The sequence below is a fragment of the Ectopseudomonas composti genome, from assembly GCF_900115475.1.
Taxonomy (GTDB): domain Bacteria; phylum Pseudomonadota; class Gammaproteobacteria; order Pseudomonadales; family Pseudomonadaceae; genus Aquipseudomonas; species Aquipseudomonas composti.
Genome location: NZ_FOWP01000003.1, coordinates 223,291 through 239,238 on the forward strand (window position 1 = coordinate 223,291; position 15,948 = coordinate 239,238).

Sequence of the window (15,948 nt, forward strand, 5' to 3'; positions counted from 1 at the left end):
GGATTTCCGCCGTCAATTGCGCTGCTTGCGATTGACCGTCTGCGCCGCCTTGATCACGTCGCTGCCGATCACCGATTCGAACTGCTGCCATACCGGACGCATGGCGTTGCGCCAGGCTTCGCGTTCTTCACCGCTGAGGGTGATCAGTTGGCTGCGCCCCGAGTCGAGGATGCGCTGGCGGTCGGTCTGGTTGGCGGCTTCGGCCTGTTTGTTCACCGCATAGGTGACTTCATCGATGATGGCTTCCAGCTCCACGCGGATCTGATGCGGGATGCTGTACCAGAAGCGCGAGTTGCTCACCAGCATGTAGTCCAGCACGCCATGGTTGGTTTCGCTGATGAAGGGCTGCACCTCATGCAGTTTCTGGCTGTAGATGTTCGACCAGGGGTTTTCCGCGCCTTGCACCTGGCCACTCTGCAGCGCCTTGAACACTTCCGCGAAGGGCAGTTTCTGCGTATTGGCGCCAACCTGACCAAATTGCGCCTCCAGCACCGCCGAGGGCTGAATGCGGAAGCTCAGGCCATTGGCATCGCCGGGGGTATGCAGCGCGCGCGTCGCGGAGAGCTGCTTCATGCCGTTGTGCCAATAGGCCAGGCCGACAATGTTGTGATCCTCCATCGAGCGCAGCAGTTGGCGGCCCTTGGAGCGCTTCTGGAAACGGTTGACCGCTTCGATGTCATCGAACAGGAAGGGCAGGTCGAACACCTGCAGCTGCTTGGTATACTGCTCGAACTTGGCCAGCGATGGCGCCAGCAGCTGCACTTCATCGTTGCGCAGCGCTTCCAGCTCGTTGGCGTCCCCGTAGAGGCTGGAGTTCGGGTAGACCTCGACCTTCACCTTGCCAGCCAGGCGCTCTTCGACCAGTTGCTTGAACATCAGGGCGCCCTGGCCCTTGGGCGTGCCATCGGCGACGACGTGGGAAAACTTGATCAGGATAGGTTCATCGGCCAGTGCCGTATTGGCACCGAGGGAGGCTAACGCCAAGGCGCAGACGGCCAGAGCGCGGACTGGATTGAACATACTGCTTCCTTTTCTTCTTGTCGGTTGTGGCGCCTTCGGGGCGTCTCTAGTGTTGGTCGCTCCACTGTTCTGCTGCGGGGTGTTGGCAGCGCCCCAGACAGTTCAGAGCTGGTCCTTGTATGGCAAGGGTTATGCCAGTGTGGCGAATTTCCGCCAGCCTGCCTGGGCTGGTAAAAAGCCTGTGACCCAGCGCACAGAGGGTGGCGGATAACCGCCATGTTGCGACGCCTTTGCAGCGGAAATCTGCCGGTGGCGAAGCGCTGCACGCGGCCTGCTATCCTGTGCCGCTCGAATCAAGCCCAGGAGTTTCTGATGAGTTGGTCCGCCCAGCAGTATTCCCTGTTCGAACGCCAGCGTACCCGCCCCGTGCATGATCTGCTGGCAGCGGTGCCGCGTAATGACATAAAGCTGGCCGTCGATCTGGGTTGCGGTCCTGGCAACTCCACTGCCGTGTTGCAGGCTCATGCGCCAGAGGCGCGGGTCATCGGCATCGACAGCAGTGAAGACATGCTGCGTGCAGCGCGTGAGCGACTGCCACAGGTGAGCTTCCAGCTGGCGGATATCCAGTGCTGGCAGGCCGACAGCGCGCCGCAACTGATCCTGGCCAATGCCTCGTTGCAATGGCTGCCCGATCACGCCCAGCTGTACCCACGGTTGCTCGCGCAGTTGGCGCCTGGTGGCTGGTTGGCGATCCAGACACCGGACAACCTGCAGGAGCCGGCGCATCGCCTGGCCCGTGAAGTGGCGGCAGAGGGGCCGTGGGCTGCACAAATCGGCGAGGTGCGTCATGCCGAGCGACACAGCGCGCAGACCTACTACGACATTCTCGGTGCTCAGGCCAGCGAACTGGATATCTGGCGCACCACTTACTTCCATGTGCTGGACGATGCCGCAGCGGTGGTGGAGTGGTTCAAGTCCACGGCGCTGCTGCCGTTTTTGCAGCCGCTGGATGCCGAGCAGCAGGTGGCTTTCCTTGAACGCTATCAGGTGGCGATCAGTGAGGCCTATCCGGCGCAGGCCGACGGGCGCGTGCTGCTGCCGTTTCCGCGGCTGTTTCTGGTGGCGCGGCGATAGGGCAACACGTTGTTGCGGCTGAAGCCCCTCCCACAGAGCGTCCGAGGACTTGTGGCAGGGGCTTTAGCCGCGACCCTTGAAGAAAAAGCCCCGCATCTGCGGGGCTTTTCGTTTACTGCGCCAGGGCAACCAGGCCGGCGTGCTGCACCAGTTCCAGCAGCGGCTGTGGGTACACACCGATGATGAAGGCGAGCAGGGCGACGACAAGCAGCATGATGCCGCCAGCACGCTGACCCCAGTCGAAGGGGGCGTCGTGGCGATGCATGTTGGGTTCGCGCATGAACAGCGTGACCATCACCCGCAGGTAATAGAACACACCGATAGCACTGCCCAGTACCATGGCACCGAGCAGCCACCACAGCTGCGCCTCGACACCGGCAGCGATCACGTAGAACTTGCCGATGAAGCCTGCGGTCAGCGGAATACCGGCCAGCGACAGCATCATCACCGTGAGCACGGCGGTCAGGTACGGACGACGCCAGAACAGGCCGCGGTACTCGTACAGCGCATCGGCATCACGACCACTGTAGGGCGTGGACATCAGGGTGATCACGCCGAAGGCGCCGAGGCTGGTCAGCACGTAGGTGGCCAGGTACACGCCCACGGCCTCCACAGCCAGGCCCTTGCTGGCGATAAGCGCCACCAGCAGATAACCGAAGTGAGCGATGGAGGAGTAACCCAGCAGGCGCTTGAGGTTGTTCTGCAGCAGCGCCAGCAGGTTGCCGATCAGGATCGAGGCGATCGCGATCAGCGTCAGCAGCTCGTTCAACCAGCCGCCGCTCATGGCTGGGGATATTTGGTACAGGCGCAGCAGCACGGCGAACACCGCTACCTTGCTGGCGGTGGCCAGAAACGCGGCCACCGGTGCCGGAGCGCCTTCGTAGACATCCGGCGTCCACAGGTGGAAGGGCACCAGCGACAGCTTGAAGGCCAGGCCGATGAGCATCATGCCGATGCCGATCTGCACCAGCTGGCTGCTTTCACGCGCCAGGCTGACGCCGATATCAGCGAACGCCAGATTGCCCGATTCGGCATACAGCAGCGCCATGCCGAACAGCAGGAAAGCTGAGCCGGCTGCCGACAGCACCATGTATTTGATGCCGGCTTCCAGCGAACGTTTGTTGAAGAAGGCGTAGGCGATCATGCCGTAGGTCGGTACCGACAGCAGCTCAAGACCGATGAACAGGCCCGCCAGATGTTGGGCACTGACCAGCACCAGGCCGCCAGCAGCGGAGAGCAGCACCAGCAGGTACAACTCCTCGCGGTTGCCCGGATAGCCCTTGCCCGATTCGCCGCCCAGGTAAGCGTGGATCAGCGTGATGCAAGCCAGGCTGGCGGCCAGCACCAGGGCCATGTAGTAGCAGGCGAACGTGTCGATCAGCAGCAGCGGGGTGACCTGCAGCGGCGCCACCTCCAGCGTCGGGATCAACGACAGCAGCGCCAGGTTCAGGCCCACTACCGAGAGCATGAAGGTCAGCGCGTGATTGCGCTTGGCGGCGATGGCTAGCATCACCACCACCACGGTGAGGCTGGTCACCAGCAGCGGCAGCAGGGCGATCAGGTGTTGCAGGGTGAATTCGACAGCGTGATGTTCCATAAGACTATCGGCCCGAAGCGAGTTGATTGAGGGCGCTTTCCATCCACTGCTGCACGCCATGCATGCTGGCAGCGGAAGTATCGAGCACCGGCTGCGGGTAAACGCCGAGCAGGATAAGCAGGGCGCCAAGGCCGAGCACCATGGTCAGCTCGCGGGCTTTAAGGCCCGGCAGCGGCGCTTCCTGCTGCACCGGGCCGAAATGGGCGCGATGGATCATTGCCAGGGCATAAACCGAGCCGAGCACCAGGCCGGTGGCGGCCAGCACCACGACCCAGGGTGCACTGGGGAAGCTGCCGAGCAGGATGAGGAATTCGCCGACGAAGTTGCCAGTGCCCGGCAGACCGAGCGCGGCAGCCGCGAAGAACAGGCTGATGGCCGGCAACCAAGACATGCGCGCCCAGATTCCGCCCATCTGGCGCAGGTCACGGGTGTGCACGCGCTCGTAGAGCTGGCCGCAGAGGATGAACAGCGCGGCAGCGGACAGGCCGTGGGCGACCATCTGCACCACTGCGCCCTGCAGGGCGATCTGGCTGCCCGAGTAGATGGCGATCAGCACGAAGCCCATGTGCGAGACGCTGGAATAGGCGACCAGGCGCTTGATGTCGGTCTGTGCGAACGACAGCAAGGCGCCGTAGATGATGGCGAACACACCGAGCCACTGGGCGATTGGCGCGAACTCGGCCGATGCATTGGGGAACAGCGGCAGGGCGAAGCGCAGCAGGCCGTAGGCGGCGGTCTTCAGCAGGATGCCGGCCAGGTCTACCGAGCCAGCAGTCGGCGCCTGGGCGTGGGCATCCGGCAGCCATGAGTGCACCGGCACCACCGGGAACTTCACCGCGAAGGCGACGAAGAAACCCAGCATCAGCAGGTATTCAGTGCCTGGCGCCAGTTGGGTTTTCAGCAGGTCGGCGTAGTTGAAGGTCAGCACGCCGGTCTGATTGAAGTGCACGAACACCAGGGCCAGGATCGACACCAGCATGATCAGACCGCTGGCCTGGGTGAAGATGAAGAACTTGGTGGCGGCGGTGATGCGGGTACGACCGTCGCTGCCGCTATGACCCCAGAGCGCGATGAGGAAGTACATCGGCACCAGCATCATTTCCCAGAAGAAGAAGAACAGGAACAGATCGACGGCGAGGAACACACCGACCACGCCGCCAAGAATCCACATCAGGTTGAGGTGGAAGAAGCCGACGCGGTTCTGGATCTCGTTCCACGAGCAGAGCACCGACAGCACACCGAGCAGGCCGGTGAGCACTACCATCAGCACGGACAGACCGTCCATCGCCAGGTGGATGGTGATCCCCAGGCGCGGGATCCAGTCGATGACGAACTCGTGCGCCCAGCGCGGCTCGCCGCCAGGTGCCGGGGCCAGGGTGAAATCACCGCTGACCCACAGCCACAGGCCGAGGCCGAACAACAGGCCCATGGTGATCAGGGCGATCCAGCGCGGCAGCACGGGGCCGAAGCGCTCACCTTGCCAGCACAGCAGGCCGCCGATGAAGGGAATCAGGATTAGCCAGGGCAGAATCATCAGGCTGTTTTCCTTAACTCAGAAAGAGGATGGCGGCGAGCACCAGTACGGCGCCCCCGGCGATCGAAGCGGCGTACCAGCGCACCTGGCCGTTCTCGCTGCGTACCAGTGCGGCGTTGCCTCCACGCGCGAGCAGCGGAATCAGGCCGATGCCGCGGTCGATGGGGTCGCGGCGCAGCAGGTGGCAAAGCAGAAGGTAAGGGCGCACGAACAGCTTGTCGTAGAGCCAGTCGAAGCCCCAGGCGGCGAACCACAGGGCGCTCAGCAGGCGACCCGGCGCGCTCTGCGCCACGGCAGTGGCGACGCGGCGCTGACCGAGGAAGAGCAGGGCGGCGATGACGATGCCGCTGACTGCGACCAATCCCGACAGCAGCTCGACGCTGTGCTTGGCCTCGCCACCGGCATGGCCGACGCTCTGCGGCAGCACGCCGGCCAGCGGTGGGGTGATCCAGGCGCCGATGAAGGTCGACAGAACGATCAGCACCAGCAGCGGCAGGTTGTGGGCGATGCCATGACCGGCGTGGGCCTCGGTCTTTTGCTCGCCGTGGAAGGCGATGAAGATCAGGCGGAAGGTGTAGATCGAGGTCAGGAAGGCACCGACCAGACCGGCGTAGAGCAGCTCGCTATGGCCACTGGCGAAGGCTTCCCAGAGGATCTCGTCCTTGGAGTAGAAGCCGGCAGTCAGCAGTGGCAGGGCAGCCAACGCCGCACCGCCGACGACGAAGCTGGCGTAGGCCAGCGGCAGCTTCTTCCACAGACCGCCCATCTTGAAGATGTTCTGCTCGTGGTGGCAGGCATGGATCACCGCACCGGAAGCGAGGAACAGCAGGGCCTTGAAGAAGGCGTGGGTCATCAGGTGGAAAATCGCCGCGTCCCAGGCGCCGACGCCCAGGGCGAGGAACATGTAGCCGATCTGGCTCATGGTCGAGTAGGCGAGGATACGCTTGATGTCGGTCTGCACCAGGGCGGCAAAGCCGGCCAGCACCAGGGTCACGCCGCCGACGATGCCGACCAGCTCGAGAATTTCCGGGGTCAGCAGGAACAGGCCATGGGTACGGGCGATCAGGTAGACGCCGGCGGTGACCATGGTCGCCGCGTGGATCAGTGCCGACACCGGGGTCGGACCGGCCATCGCATCGGCCAGCCAGGTCTGCAGCGGCAGCTGGGCGGATTTACCCACCGCGCCGCCGAGCAGCATCAGGGTGGCGAGCCACAGCCAGGTATCGCCGGCCACGTATTGCTGTGGTGCCACCAGCATCAGCTCCTGAATGTTCAGGGTGCCGAGGTTGATGAACAGCAGGAACATGCCAATCATCAGGAACACATCACCGACGCGGGTGACGATGAACGCCTTGAGCGCCGCGTTACCGTTGGGCACGTGCTTGTAGTAGAAGCCGATCAGCAGGTACGAGCACAGGCCCACGCCTTCCCAGCCGAAGAACAGCACCAGCAGGTTGTCGCCAAGTACCAGCAGCAACATGCTGAAGATGAACAGGTTGGTGTAGGCGAAGAAGCGCGAATAGCCTTCTTCACCGCGCATGTACCAGCTGGCGAACAGGTGGATCAGAAAACCCACGCCGGTGACCACGCCGAGCATGGTGGCGGACAGGCCATCCAGGTGCAGGGTGAAGCTCGGTGCCAGGCCTTCGACGCTCATCCACTGCCACAGAGTCAGGCTGTAGGCGCCGCTGGCCGGCGGATTGCCGAGAAAGGCGGCGATTACCCAGGCAGCGCTGGCGGCCGCCAGGCCGATGGAGCCGACACCGATCACAGCACTGGTGTTTTCCGAGAAGCGTCCGCGCGAGAAGGCCAGCAGCAGCCAGCCGAGCAGCGGGAAGAATAGAGTCAGGGCTAGAAGGTTCATCCGCGCATCTCGCTGGCAGCGTCGATATCCAGAGTGTTGAAGCGGCGATATAGCTGCAGCAGGATCGCCAGGCCGATGCTGGCCTCGGCGGCTGCCAGGGTGATCACCAGGATGAACATCACCTGGCCGTCAGCCGCGCCCCAGCGGGCGCCGGCAACGACGAAGGCGAGCGCGGCGGCATTCATCATCACTTCCAGACTCATCAGGATGAACAGGATGTTGCGCCTTACCATCAGACCGACCAGGCCGATGCAGAACAGCACACCGGCCAGGGCCAGGCCGTGTTCCAGAGGTATGCCGGTCATACGGTTGGCTCCTTGGCGTCATGGCGGCCCAGGTGATAGGCGGCGACCAGTGCGGCGAGCAGCAGCATGGAGGCCAGCTCCACGGCCAGCAGATAGGGGCCGAACAGGCTGATGCCGACGGCCTTGGCCTCGACCGTGGTGTGGCCGATGTGGGCGTCGCTGACGTGGTTCAGCAGCACATAGAGCAACTGGCTGAGCAGTAGGCCGCTGAGAATCGCTGGGCCAACCCAGATCCCGGGCGTCAGCCACTTGTGCTCCTGCTCGGCGGCAGCCGGGCCGAGGTTGAGCATCATCACCACGAAGACGAACAGCACCATGATGGCGCCGGCATAAACGATGATTTCCAGCGCGCCGGCAAAGGGCGCACCGAGGGCGAAGAACACCATCGACACTGCCAGCAGCGAGACGATGAGGTAGAGCAGGGCATGCACCGGGTTGGTGTTGGTGACCACCCCGACCGTTGCTGCCACCGCCACACCGGCGGCGAAGTAGAACGCGAATTCCATCAGAGGCTCCTCATTGCACCCCGCTCCCGCTTGCGGGAGAGGGGCTGGGGGAGAGGGTAAGAAAGAGTCATGGCAGCAGGCTCTTGACGTTGATCGGCTCGGCCTCGTTCTGCGCGGCGCCCTTGGGCTTGCCAGCGATGGCCATACCGGCAACGCGGTAGAAGTTGTAGTCCGGGTTCTTGCCGGGGCCGCTGATCAGCAGGTCTTCCTTCTCGTACACCAGATCCTGACGCTTGAACTCGCCCATCTCGAAGTCGGGGGTGAGCTGGATCGCGGTGGTCGGGCAGGCTTCCTCGCACAGGCCGCAGAAGATGCAGCGCGAGAAGTTGATACGGAAGAACTCCGGGTACCAGCGACCGTCGTCGGTCTCGGCCTTCTGCAGCGAGATGCAGCCCACCGGGCAGGCCACGGCGCACAGGTTGCAGGCCACGCAGCGCTCTTCGCCGTCGGGGTCGCGGGTGAGGACGATGCGACCGCGGTAGCGCGGCGGCAGGTAAACCGGCTCTTCCGGGTATTGCAGGGTGTCGCGCTTGCGAAAGCCATGGCTGAAGACCATGGCCAGGCTGCGCAGTTGGGTGCCGGTACCGACCAGCACGTCCCATATGTATTTGAACATTCTGTGGTTCTCCTTACTGGGCCGTGGCCAGCACGACGGCGCCGGTCACCAGCAGGTTGATCAGGGTCAGCGGCAGGCAGAACTTCCAGCTGAAGGCCATGACCTGGTCATAGCGCGGACGTGGGATCGACGCGCGCAGCAGGATGAAGATCATGATGAAGAAGGCCGTTTTCAGCGCGAACCAGAAGAACGGAATCTGCGGCAGGATGCCGAACGGGCCGTGCCAGCCACCGAAGAACAGCGTTACCAGCAAGGCGGACACGGTGACGATGGCCACGTACTCGCCAACGAAGAACATGCCCCATTTCATCCCGGCGTATTCGATGTGGTAACCATCGGCCAGCTCCTGCTCGGCTTCCGGCTGGTCGAACGGGTGACGGTGAGTCACGGCGACGGCAGCGATGAAGAAGGTACAGAAGCCGAAGAACTGCGGAATGATGAACCACAGGTTCTGCGCCTGGTAATCGACGATGTCGCGCATGTTGAACGAGCCGACCTGCGCCACCACGCCCATCAGCGCCAGGGCCAGGAACACTTCGTAGGACACGGTTTGCGCCGAAGCACGCAAGGCACCGAGCAGGGCGAACTTGTTGTTGCTTGCCCAGCCGGCGAACAGCACGGCATACACCGAAAGACCCGCCATGGCGAAGAAGAACAGGATGCCGATGTTCAGGTCCGCCACGCCCCAGTTCGGGGTGATCGGGATGATGGCGAAGGCCATCAGCATCGCCGAGAAGGCGATCATCGGCGCCAGGATGAAGATGAACTTGTCGGCGAACGGCGGCGTCCAGTCCTCCTTGAAGAACATCTTGATCATGTCGGCGGCGATCTGAAACATGCCGAACGGCCCCACACGGTTGGGGCCGTAACGATCCTGCCACCAGCCGAGCAGACGGCGCTCGATGAAGCTCAGCAGCGCGCCGCAGACCACCACCACCAGCAGGATGACGATGGCCTTGAGTACCGCAATGACGATCTCGATCAGTTCGGGCGTCAACCAGCTCATTGCGCGGCCTCCTGCAGCAGGGTCACGCTGGCACCGGCGACTGCTGCCGGAATGCCCGGCAAGCCAACCGGTAGACCGACCAGGCCGACGGCCAGATCATCACGCACCTGCAGCGGCAGGCGCAGCGCCTGACCGTTGACGCGCAGGGCCAGCAGTGCTCCGTCGTTCACGCCCAGGCGTGCCGCTTCCTCACGAGCCAGGGCCACGTACGGCTCGGGTATGCGTTCCTGGATCGGTTTGGCGCGTGCGGAGTTTTCCTCGCTGCCGAACAGGTGGTGCAGTGGCGCCACCTGCCAGGTGCCGGCTGCCGGATTGAACGCTGCATTCACGGCGAACCAGGGCAGGGCGTTACCGGCGGCTTCGAGCAGGCGCACGCCGGGGTCGCCGGCACGCAGATGACCACCGACCTCGTCCTGGAACTTGTTCCAGGCCTGTGGCGAGTTCCAGCCCGGCGACCAGGCGAACGGAATCTGCTGCCGATCTTCCTTGCTGCCTGAATAGCCTTCCATGGAGAAGGCGAAGGCGGTGTCCTGATCCTGCGGCTGACGCGGCTCGTGCACGCTGATATTGGCGCGCATGGCAGTGCGGCCGCTGTAGCGGTGCGGCTCGCGGGCGAGCTTGAGACCCTTGATACGGAACGAGGCGCTCGGCGCGGCGTCCTTGATGCCGGCCAATAGCGGGTTGCTTGCGGCACAGACCTCTGTGACCTGATCCAGTTGCGTCCAGTCCACGGCCTTGCCTTGCAGGGTGCTGTGCAGGGCATGCAGCCAGCGCCAGCCTTCGCGGATCAGGATGTCAGCGTCGTAGTAGCTCGGCTCATAGACCTGGAAGAAGCGCTGGGCGCGGCCTTCCAGGCTGACCAGGGTGCCGTCGCCTTCGGCGAAGGAGGCCACCGGCAGCAGCAGGTGGGCGCGTTCGCTGGTGGCGGTGCGCTGGTGATCGGCGACGATCACCGTCTGCGCAGTGCTGAGCGCCGCATCGACCTTGGCGGCATCGGCGCGGCGGTACAGGTCGTTTTCCAGCACGATCACGGCATCGGCCTGGCCACCATTCAGGGCTTGCAGTGCGGCATCGACGGAGTCGCCGCCCTGCTCTTTATCCAGAAGCAGTGCCAGGCCCAGGCTGTTGGCCTCGGGTACTACCAGGCTCAGCGAGCCGTTCTTTTCACGGTTCTTCAGTGCACTGGCGATGTTGGCGGCAGCTTCGATCAGGGCTTTGTCGCCCAGCGAGGCGCCAGAGACGATCAGCGGGCGGTTGGCGGCGAGCAGGGCGTCGGCGATGCGCTGTACCAACGCTTGCGCTTCGGCTTCCAGGCCGTCGACAGCCGGGGCACTCGGGTCGATGGCGTGGGCCACGGCGAAACCGATGCGAGCCAGATCGGCCGGCGCGGCGTGCACGCTTTCGGCGGCCACGTCATCCAGGCGGGTTTCCGCGACGCTGGCGATAAACAGCGGATGCAGGGCGTGCTGGGCGACGTTCTGCACGGCCGCCATGTGCCAGTCCTGAATCCGCGCGCCGGCAGCGATCTCGGTGGCCTTGCCCTTGACTGCCTGACGCAGGGCCAGGGCCATGCGCGCAGCGGTCTGGGTCAGGTCTTCGCCGAGGACGAAGATAGCGTCGTGCAGCTCGACGTCGCGCAGAGTCGGCGTTGGCAGCGGGCCGTTCTGCAGGATGTCACGGATCAGGCGGATGTTCTCCAGCTCGCCCGCAGCGATACCACTGTAGTAGTTGTCGGCACCCACCAGTTCGCGCAGGGCGAAGTTGGATTCCAGGCTGGCACGCGGCGAGCCGATGCCGATCACACGCTTGCCTTTGAGCAGCTCGGCGGCCTTGTCCAGCGCAGCATCGATGCCGATGGCCTGGCCAGCCAGCAGCGGCTGGCGCGGGCGATCTGCGTTGTTGACGTAGCCATAGCCGAAGCGGCCACGGTCACAGAGGAAGTACTGGTTCACCGAGCCGTTGAAGCGGTTCTCGATGCGGCGCAGTTCGCCGTAGCGCTCACCGGGGCTGATGTTGCAGCCGCTGGAGCAGCCATGGCAGATGCTCGGGGCGAACTGCATGTCCCACTTGCGGTTGTAGCGCTCGGAGTGGGTCTTGTCGGTGAACACGCCGGTCGGGCAGACCTCGACCAGGTTGCCGGAGAATTCGCTTTCCAGCGTGCCGTCCTCGACGCGGCCGAAGTACACGTTGTCGTGCGCGCCGTAGACGCCGAGGTCGGTGCCGCCAGCGTAGTCCTTGTAGTAGCGCACGCAGCGGTAGCAGGCGATGCAGCGGTTCATCTCGTGGGCGATAAACGGGCCCAACTCTTGGTTTTGATGAGTCCGCTTGGTAAAGCGATAGCGGCGGGCGTTGTGCCCGGTCATCACCGTCATGTCCTGCAGGTGGCAGTGACCGCCTTCCTCGCACACCGGGCAGTCGTGCGGGTGGTTGGTCATCAGCCATTCGACGACGCTGGCGCGAAACGCCTTGGATTCCTCGTCGTCGATGCTGATCCAGGTGTTGTCGGTGGCAGGCGTCATGCAGGACATGACGATACGACCACGGGTGTCGTTCTCGTCGTTGTACTGCTTGACCGCGCACTGGCGGCACGCCCCGACGCTGCCAAGCGCCGGGTGCCAGCAGAAGTAGGGGATATCGAGTCCGAGGGACAGGCAGGCCTGCAAGAGGTTGTCTGCACCATCGACTTCGAAATCTTTGCCGTCTACGTGGATAGTGGCCATTTCTTTAAGTCTTCGTTTACCCGCTGGTTAAAGCGGCTGGCTAAGGGAATTCGTCTGTTCAGCTCGCGGTCGCTGGCGTGCGAGGCGTAGTCGCCACCTGGGCCACGCCGGCCTCGAACTCGTCACGGAAATACTTGATGGCACTGCCCAACGGCTCCACGGCGCCTGGCGCGTGAGCACAGAAGGTCTTGCCCGGGCCGAGGAAATTGACCAGGCCGAGCAGGGTCTGGATGTCTTCGCGGGTGCCTTCGCCACGTTCCAGGGCGCGGAGGATCTTCACGCTCCACGGCAGGCCGTCGCGGCACGGTGTGCACCAGCCGCAGGACTCGCGGGCGAAGAACTCTTCCATGTTGCGCAGCAGGGAGACCATGTTGATCGAGTCGTCCACCGCCAGCGCCAGGCCGGTGCCCATACGCGTGCCGACCTTGCCGATGCCCCCGGCGTACATCTGCGCCTCAAGGTGCTCGGGCAGCAGGAAGCCGGTACCGGCGCCGCCAGGCTGCCAGCACTTGAGCGTGTAGCCGTCACGCATGCCGCCAGCGTAGTCCTCGAACAGCTCGCGGGCGGTGATGCCGAACGGCAGTTCCCACAGGCCGGGGTTCTTCACCTTGCCGGAGAAGCCCATCAGCTTGGTGCCGTGGTCTTCGCTGCCCGGGCGGGCGAGGCCCTTGTACCAGTCAACACCGCCCGAAACGATGGCGGGCACGTTGCACAGGGTTTCGACGTTGTTGACGCAGGTCGGTTTACCCCACACGCCGACAGCAGCCGGGAACGGCGGCTTGGCGCGCGGGTTGGCGCGGCGGCCTTCCAGTGAGTTGATCAGCGCGGTTTCTTCGCCGCAGATGTAGCGGCCGGCGCCGGTGTGTACAAACAGCTCGAAATCGAAGCCGCTGCCAAAGATGTTCTTGCCGAGCAGGCCGGCGGCCTTGGCTTCCTCGATGGCGCGGTTGAGGTTGGCCGCAGCGTCGACGTACTCGCCACGCAGGAAGATATAGCCGCGATAGGCCTTGAGCGCGCGCGCGGAGATCAGCATGCCTTCCACCAATAGGTGCGGCAGCTGTTCCATCAGCATGCGGTCTTTCCAGGTGTTGGGTTCCATTTCGTCCGCATTGCACAGCAGGTAGCGGATGTTCATGGATTCGTCGGCCGGCATCAGGCCCCACTTCACGCCCGTGGGGAAGCCTGCGCCGCCACGGCCCTTGAGGCCGGATTCCTTGACGGTCTGCACGATGTCGGCCTGGGCCATCTCGGTCAGTGCCTTGCGTGCGGCCGCGTAGCCGTTCTTCTGCTGGTATTCCTCCAGCCATACCGGCTGGGCGTCGTCACGCAGGCGCCAGGTCAGCGGATGGGTTTCTTCGCTGCGGGTGATGCGGTTGGCTGGGCCGATGGAGGTGAGCGCTTTCATTGATAGGCCTCCAGCAGCTTGGCGACGCCGTCGGGCTGGATGTCGCCGAAGGTGTCGTCGTCGATCATCAGCGCCGGAGCCTTGTCGCAGTTGCCCAGGCAGCACACCGGCAGCAGGGTGAAACGCTCATCGCTGGTGGTCTGGCCAAGGCCGATGCCGAGCTGCTTCTGCATCTCACTGACCACGGATTCATGGCCACCGATGTAGCAGGTCATGCTGTCGCACACCCGGATGATGTGGCGGCCGACCGGCTGGCGGAAAATCTGGCTATAGAAGGTAGCCACACCCTCGACGTCGCTGGCGGGAATGCCGAGGATCGCGCCAATGGCATCGGCGGCGCCGTCTGGCACCCAGCCGCGGGCCTTCTGCACGATCTTCAGCGCTTCGATGCTGGCGGCGCGCGGGTCTTCGTAGTGGTGCATCTCGTGCTCGATGGCCGAGCGTTCGGTTTCGCTGAGGGTGAAACGGTCGGTCTGAATTAGCGTATTCATGTCAGCGGTCCACGTCGGCCATGACGAAGTCGATACTGCCCAGGTAGGCGATCAGGTCCGCCACCATGCTGCCGCGGATCACCGAGGGGATCTGCTGCAGGTGGGGGAAGCTGGGGGTGCGAATCCGGGTGCGGTAGCTCATGGTGCTGCCGTCGCTCGTCAGGTAATAACTGTTGATGCCCTTGGTCGCCTCGATCATCTGGAAGGCTTCGTTGGCCGGCATGACCGGGCCCCAGGAAACCTGCAGGAAGTGGGTGATCAGGGTTTCGATGTGCTGCAGCGTGCGCTCTTTCGGCGGCGGCGTGGTCAGCGGATGATCGGCCTTGTACGGGCCTTCCGGCATGTTCTTCAGGCACTGGTCGATGATGCGAATGCTCTGGCGCATCTCTTCCACGCGCACCATGCAGCGGTCGTAGGCATCGCCATTGGCCGCCAGCGGCACCTCGAAATCAAAATGCTCGTAGCCGGAGTAGGGGCGCGCCTTGCGCAGGTCGAAGTCGCAACCGGTGGCGCGCAGGCCGGCGCCGGTGGTGCCCCATTCCAGCGCTTCCTTGGTGTTGTACTGCGCCACGCCGATGGTACGGGCCTTGAGGATGCTGTTCTTCAGCGCGGCTTTCTCGTATTCGTCGAGTCGCTTGGGCAGCCAGTCGACGAATTCCTTGACCAGCTTGTCCCAGCCGCGCGGCAGGTCGTGGGCGACGCCGCCGATGCGGTACCAGGCCGGGTGCAGGCGGAAACCGGTGATCGCCTCGATCACCTTGTAGGCGCGCTGGCGGTCGGTGAAGGTGAAGAACACCGGCGTCATCGCACCGACGTCCTGGATGTAGGTGCCGAGGAACAGCAGGTGGCTGGTGATGCGGAAGAACTCGGCCATCATCACGCGGATGAAATCGACGCGGGCCGGCACCTTGATGCCGGCGAGTTTCTCCACCGAGAGCACGTAGGGCAGGTTGTTCATCACCCCACCGAGGTAGTCGATGCGGTCGGTGTAAGGGATGAAGCTGTGCCAGCTCTGCCGTTCGGCCATCTTCTCGGCGCCACGGTGGTGGTAGCCGATCTCCGGCACGCAATCGACGATCTCTTCGCCGTCGAGTTGCAGGATGATGCGGAAGGCACCGTGTGCGGACGGGTGGTTGGGACCGAGGTTGAGGAACATGTAGTCCTCGTGCTCGCCGCCACGTTTCATGCCCCAGTCTTCGGGACGGAATCGCGCGGCTTCTTCCTCAAGCTGCTGCTTGGCCAGGGTCAGGCTGAACGGATCGAATTCGGTGGCGCGCGCCGGGTAGTCCTTGCGCAGCGGGTGACCTTCCCAGGTCGGCGGCATCATGATGCGGCTCAGGTGCGGGTGGCCGGTGAAGGTGATGCCGTACAGATCCCAGACTTCGCGTTCGTACCAGTTGGCGTTGGGCCAGATACCGGTGGCGGTGGGCAGGTTGAGGTCGCGCTCGGACAAGGCCACCTTGATCATCACGTCACTATTACGCTCCAGCGACATCAGGTGATAGAACACCGTGAAGTCGGCGTCCGGCAGGCCGCGACGCTGGGTACGCAGGCGCTCGTCGACGCCGTGCAGGTCGTAAAGCATCACGTAGGGGCGCGGCAGGTTGCGCAGGCAGGTGAGCACTTCGATCAGGCGCTCACGGGCGACCCAAAGCACCGGCACGCCGGTGCGGGTCGCTTGCAGGGTGAAACTGTCGTCGCCAAAGCGAGCGCGCAGTTCGGCGACGACGTCCTGGTCGTCAGCCTTGTAAGGCGGTATGGACACAACGGTGTCTTGAGTCATGGTCTCGGTCGCTGTCGATCAACGTAG

At 63.9% G+C, this 15,948-nt stretch carries 13 protein-coding genes; 1 reads left to right on the plus strand and 12 read right to left on the minus strand.

The window, feature by feature from the left end:
- Positions 1–12 precede the first annotated feature (12 nt).
- The gene (locus tag BM059_RS07225) at positions 13–1,020 is read right to left on the minus strand and encodes a TRAP transporter substrate-binding protein (RefSeq protein ID WP_074937672.1); all 1,008 of its coding nucleotides are present in this window, start codon (positions 1,018–1,020) and stop codon (positions 13–15) included.
- Positions 1,021–1,332: 312 nt separating this feature from the next.
- On the opposite strand from BM059_RS07225, the gene tam reads away from it, so the two are divergent.
- Positions 1,333–2,094 (plus strand): trans-aconitate 2-methyltransferase, encoded by a 762-nt coding sequence (tam, locus tag BM059_RS07230; protein ID WP_074937673.1) that lies wholly within the window; start codon positions 1,333–1,335, stop codon positions 2,092–2,094.
- Between the two features lie 112 nt (positions 2,095–2,206).
- Here tam and nuoN read toward each other — a convergent pair whose 3' ends face one another.
- The 11 genes from nuoN to nuoC all read right to left on the minus strand — a co-directional run bounded on the left by nuoN (position 2,207) and on the right by nuoC (position 15,921).
- A complete protein-coding gene (nuoN, locus tag BM059_RS07235; protein ID WP_074937675.1) occupies positions 2,207–3,691 on the minus strand; it encodes an NADH-quinone oxidoreductase subunit NuoN in 1,485 nt (494 codons plus the stop codon).
- A 4-nt stretch (positions 3,692–3,695) separates the two neighbouring features.
- Positions 3,696–5,225 carry an NADH-quinone oxidoreductase subunit M gene (gene nuoM, locus BM059_RS07240; protein WP_074937677.1) on the minus strand — a complete coding sequence of 510 codons (1,530 nt, stop codon included), beginning with the start codon at positions 5,223–5,225 and terminating at the stop codon, positions 3,696–3,698.
- Between the two features lie 13 nt (positions 5,226–5,238).
- Positions 5,239–7,089, minus strand: a complete 1,851-nt coding sequence (gene nuoL / locus BM059_RS07245; RefSeq protein WP_074937679.1) for an NADH-quinone oxidoreductase subunit L — start codon at positions 7,087–7,089, stop codon at positions 5,239–5,241.
- Positions 7,086–7,394: an NADH-quinone oxidoreductase subunit NuoK gene (nuoK, locus tag BM059_RS07250; protein ID WP_003460477.1), complete on the minus strand. Its 309-nt coding sequence runs from the start codon at positions 7,392–7,394 to the stop codon at positions 7,086–7,088. The genes nuoL and nuoK overlap by 4 nt, the downstream gene beginning before the upstream one ends.
- Positions 7,391–7,900 carry an NADH-quinone oxidoreductase subunit J gene (nuoJ, locus tag BM059_RS07255; RefSeq protein WP_036999417.1) on the minus strand — a complete coding sequence of 170 codons (510 nt, stop codon included), beginning with the start codon at positions 7,898–7,900 and terminating at the stop codon, positions 7,391–7,393. The genes nuoK and nuoJ overlap by 4 nt, the downstream gene beginning before the upstream one ends.
- Before the next feature lie 67 nt (positions 7,901–7,967).
- Positions 7,968–8,516, minus strand: a complete 549-nt coding sequence (gene nuoI / locus BM059_RS07260; protein ID WP_013715472.1) for an NADH-quinone oxidoreductase subunit NuoI — start codon at positions 8,514–8,516, stop codon at positions 7,968–7,970.
- A 13-nt stretch (positions 8,517–8,529) separates the two neighbouring features.
- A complete protein-coding gene (gene nuoH, locus BM059_RS07265; protein ID WP_036999419.1) occupies positions 8,530–9,522 on the minus strand; it encodes an NADH-quinone oxidoreductase subunit NuoH in 993 nt (330 codons plus the stop codon).
- Positions 9,519–12,242, minus strand: a complete 2,724-nt coding sequence (nuoG, locus tag BM059_RS07270; RefSeq protein WP_074937680.1) for an NADH-quinone oxidoreductase subunit NuoG — start codon at positions 12,240–12,242, stop codon at positions 9,519–9,521. The genes nuoH and nuoG overlap by 4 nt, the downstream gene beginning before the upstream one ends.
- A gap of 58 nt (positions 12,243–12,300) precedes the next feature.
- Positions 12,301–13,647 (minus strand): NADH-quinone oxidoreductase subunit NuoF, encoded by a 1,347-nt coding sequence (gene nuoF, locus BM059_RS07275; RefSeq protein ID WP_074937681.1) that lies wholly within the window; start codon positions 13,645–13,647, stop codon positions 12,301–12,303.
- Entirely contained in the window at positions 13,644–14,138 is a 495-nt protein-coding gene (gene nuoE, locus BM059_RS07280) for an NADH-quinone oxidoreductase subunit NuoE (protein WP_036999423.1), read from the minus strand. The genes nuoF and nuoE overlap by 4 nt, the downstream gene beginning before the upstream one ends.
- 1 nt (position 14,139) lies before the next feature.
- On the minus strand, positions 14,140–15,921 hold the full coding sequence (nuoC, locus tag BM059_RS07285) for an NADH-quinone oxidoreductase subunit C/D (RefSeq protein WP_074937683.1): 1,782 nt from the start codon (positions 15,919–15,921) through the stop codon (positions 14,140–14,142).
- Positions 15,922–15,948 lie beyond the last annotated feature (27 nt).

Excerpts from the sequence above, each read along its gene's own strand:
- BM059_RS07225 (WP_074937672.1), bottom strand. The coding sequence starts at position 1,020 with ATGTTCAATCCAGTCCGCGCTCTGGCCGTCTGCGCCTTGGCGTTAGCC.
- tam (WP_074937673.1), top strand. The coding sequence starts at position 1,333 with ATGAGTTGGTCCGCCCAGCAGTATTCCCTGTTCGAACGCCAGCGTACC.
- nuoN (WP_074937675.1), bottom strand. The coding sequence starts at position 3,691 with ATGGAACATCACGCTGTCGAATTCACCCTGCAACACCTGATCGCCCTG.
- nuoM (WP_074937677.1), bottom strand. The coding sequence starts at position 5,225 with ATGATTCTGCCCTGGCTAATCCTGATTCCCTTCATCGGCGGCCTGCTG.
- nuoL (WP_074937679.1), bottom strand. The coding sequence starts at position 7,089 with ATGAACCTTCTAGCCCTGACTCTATTCTTCCCGCTGCTCGGCTGGCTG.
- nuoK (WP_003460477.1), bottom strand. The coding sequence starts at position 7,394 with ATGACCGGCATACCTCTGGAACACGGCCTGGCCCTGGCCGGTGTGCTG.
- nuoJ (WP_036999417.1), bottom strand. The coding sequence starts at position 7,900 with ATGGAATTCGCGTTCTACTTCGCCGCCGGTGTGGCGGTGGCAGCAACG.
- nuoI (WP_013715472.1), bottom strand. The coding sequence starts at position 8,516 with ATGTTCAAATACATATGGGACGTGCTGGTCGGTACCGGCACCCAACTG.
- nuoH (WP_036999419.1), bottom strand. The coding sequence starts at position 9,522 with ATGAGCTGGTTGACGCCCGAACTGATCGAGATCGTCATTGCGGTACTC.
- nuoG (WP_074937680.1), bottom strand. The coding sequence starts at position 12,242 with ATGGCCACTATCCACGTAGACGGCAAAGATTTCGAAGTCGATGGTGCA.
- nuoF (WP_074937681.1), bottom strand. The coding sequence starts at position 13,647 with ATGAAAGCGCTCACCTCCATCGGCCCAGCCAACCGCATCACCCGCAGC.
- nuoE (WP_036999423.1), bottom strand. The coding sequence starts at position 14,138 with ATGAATACGCTAATTCAGACCGACCGTTTCACCCTCAGCGAAACCGAA.
- nuoC (WP_074937683.1), bottom strand. The coding sequence starts at position 15,921 with ATGACTCAAGACACCGTTGTGTCCATACCGCCTTACAAGGCTGACGAC.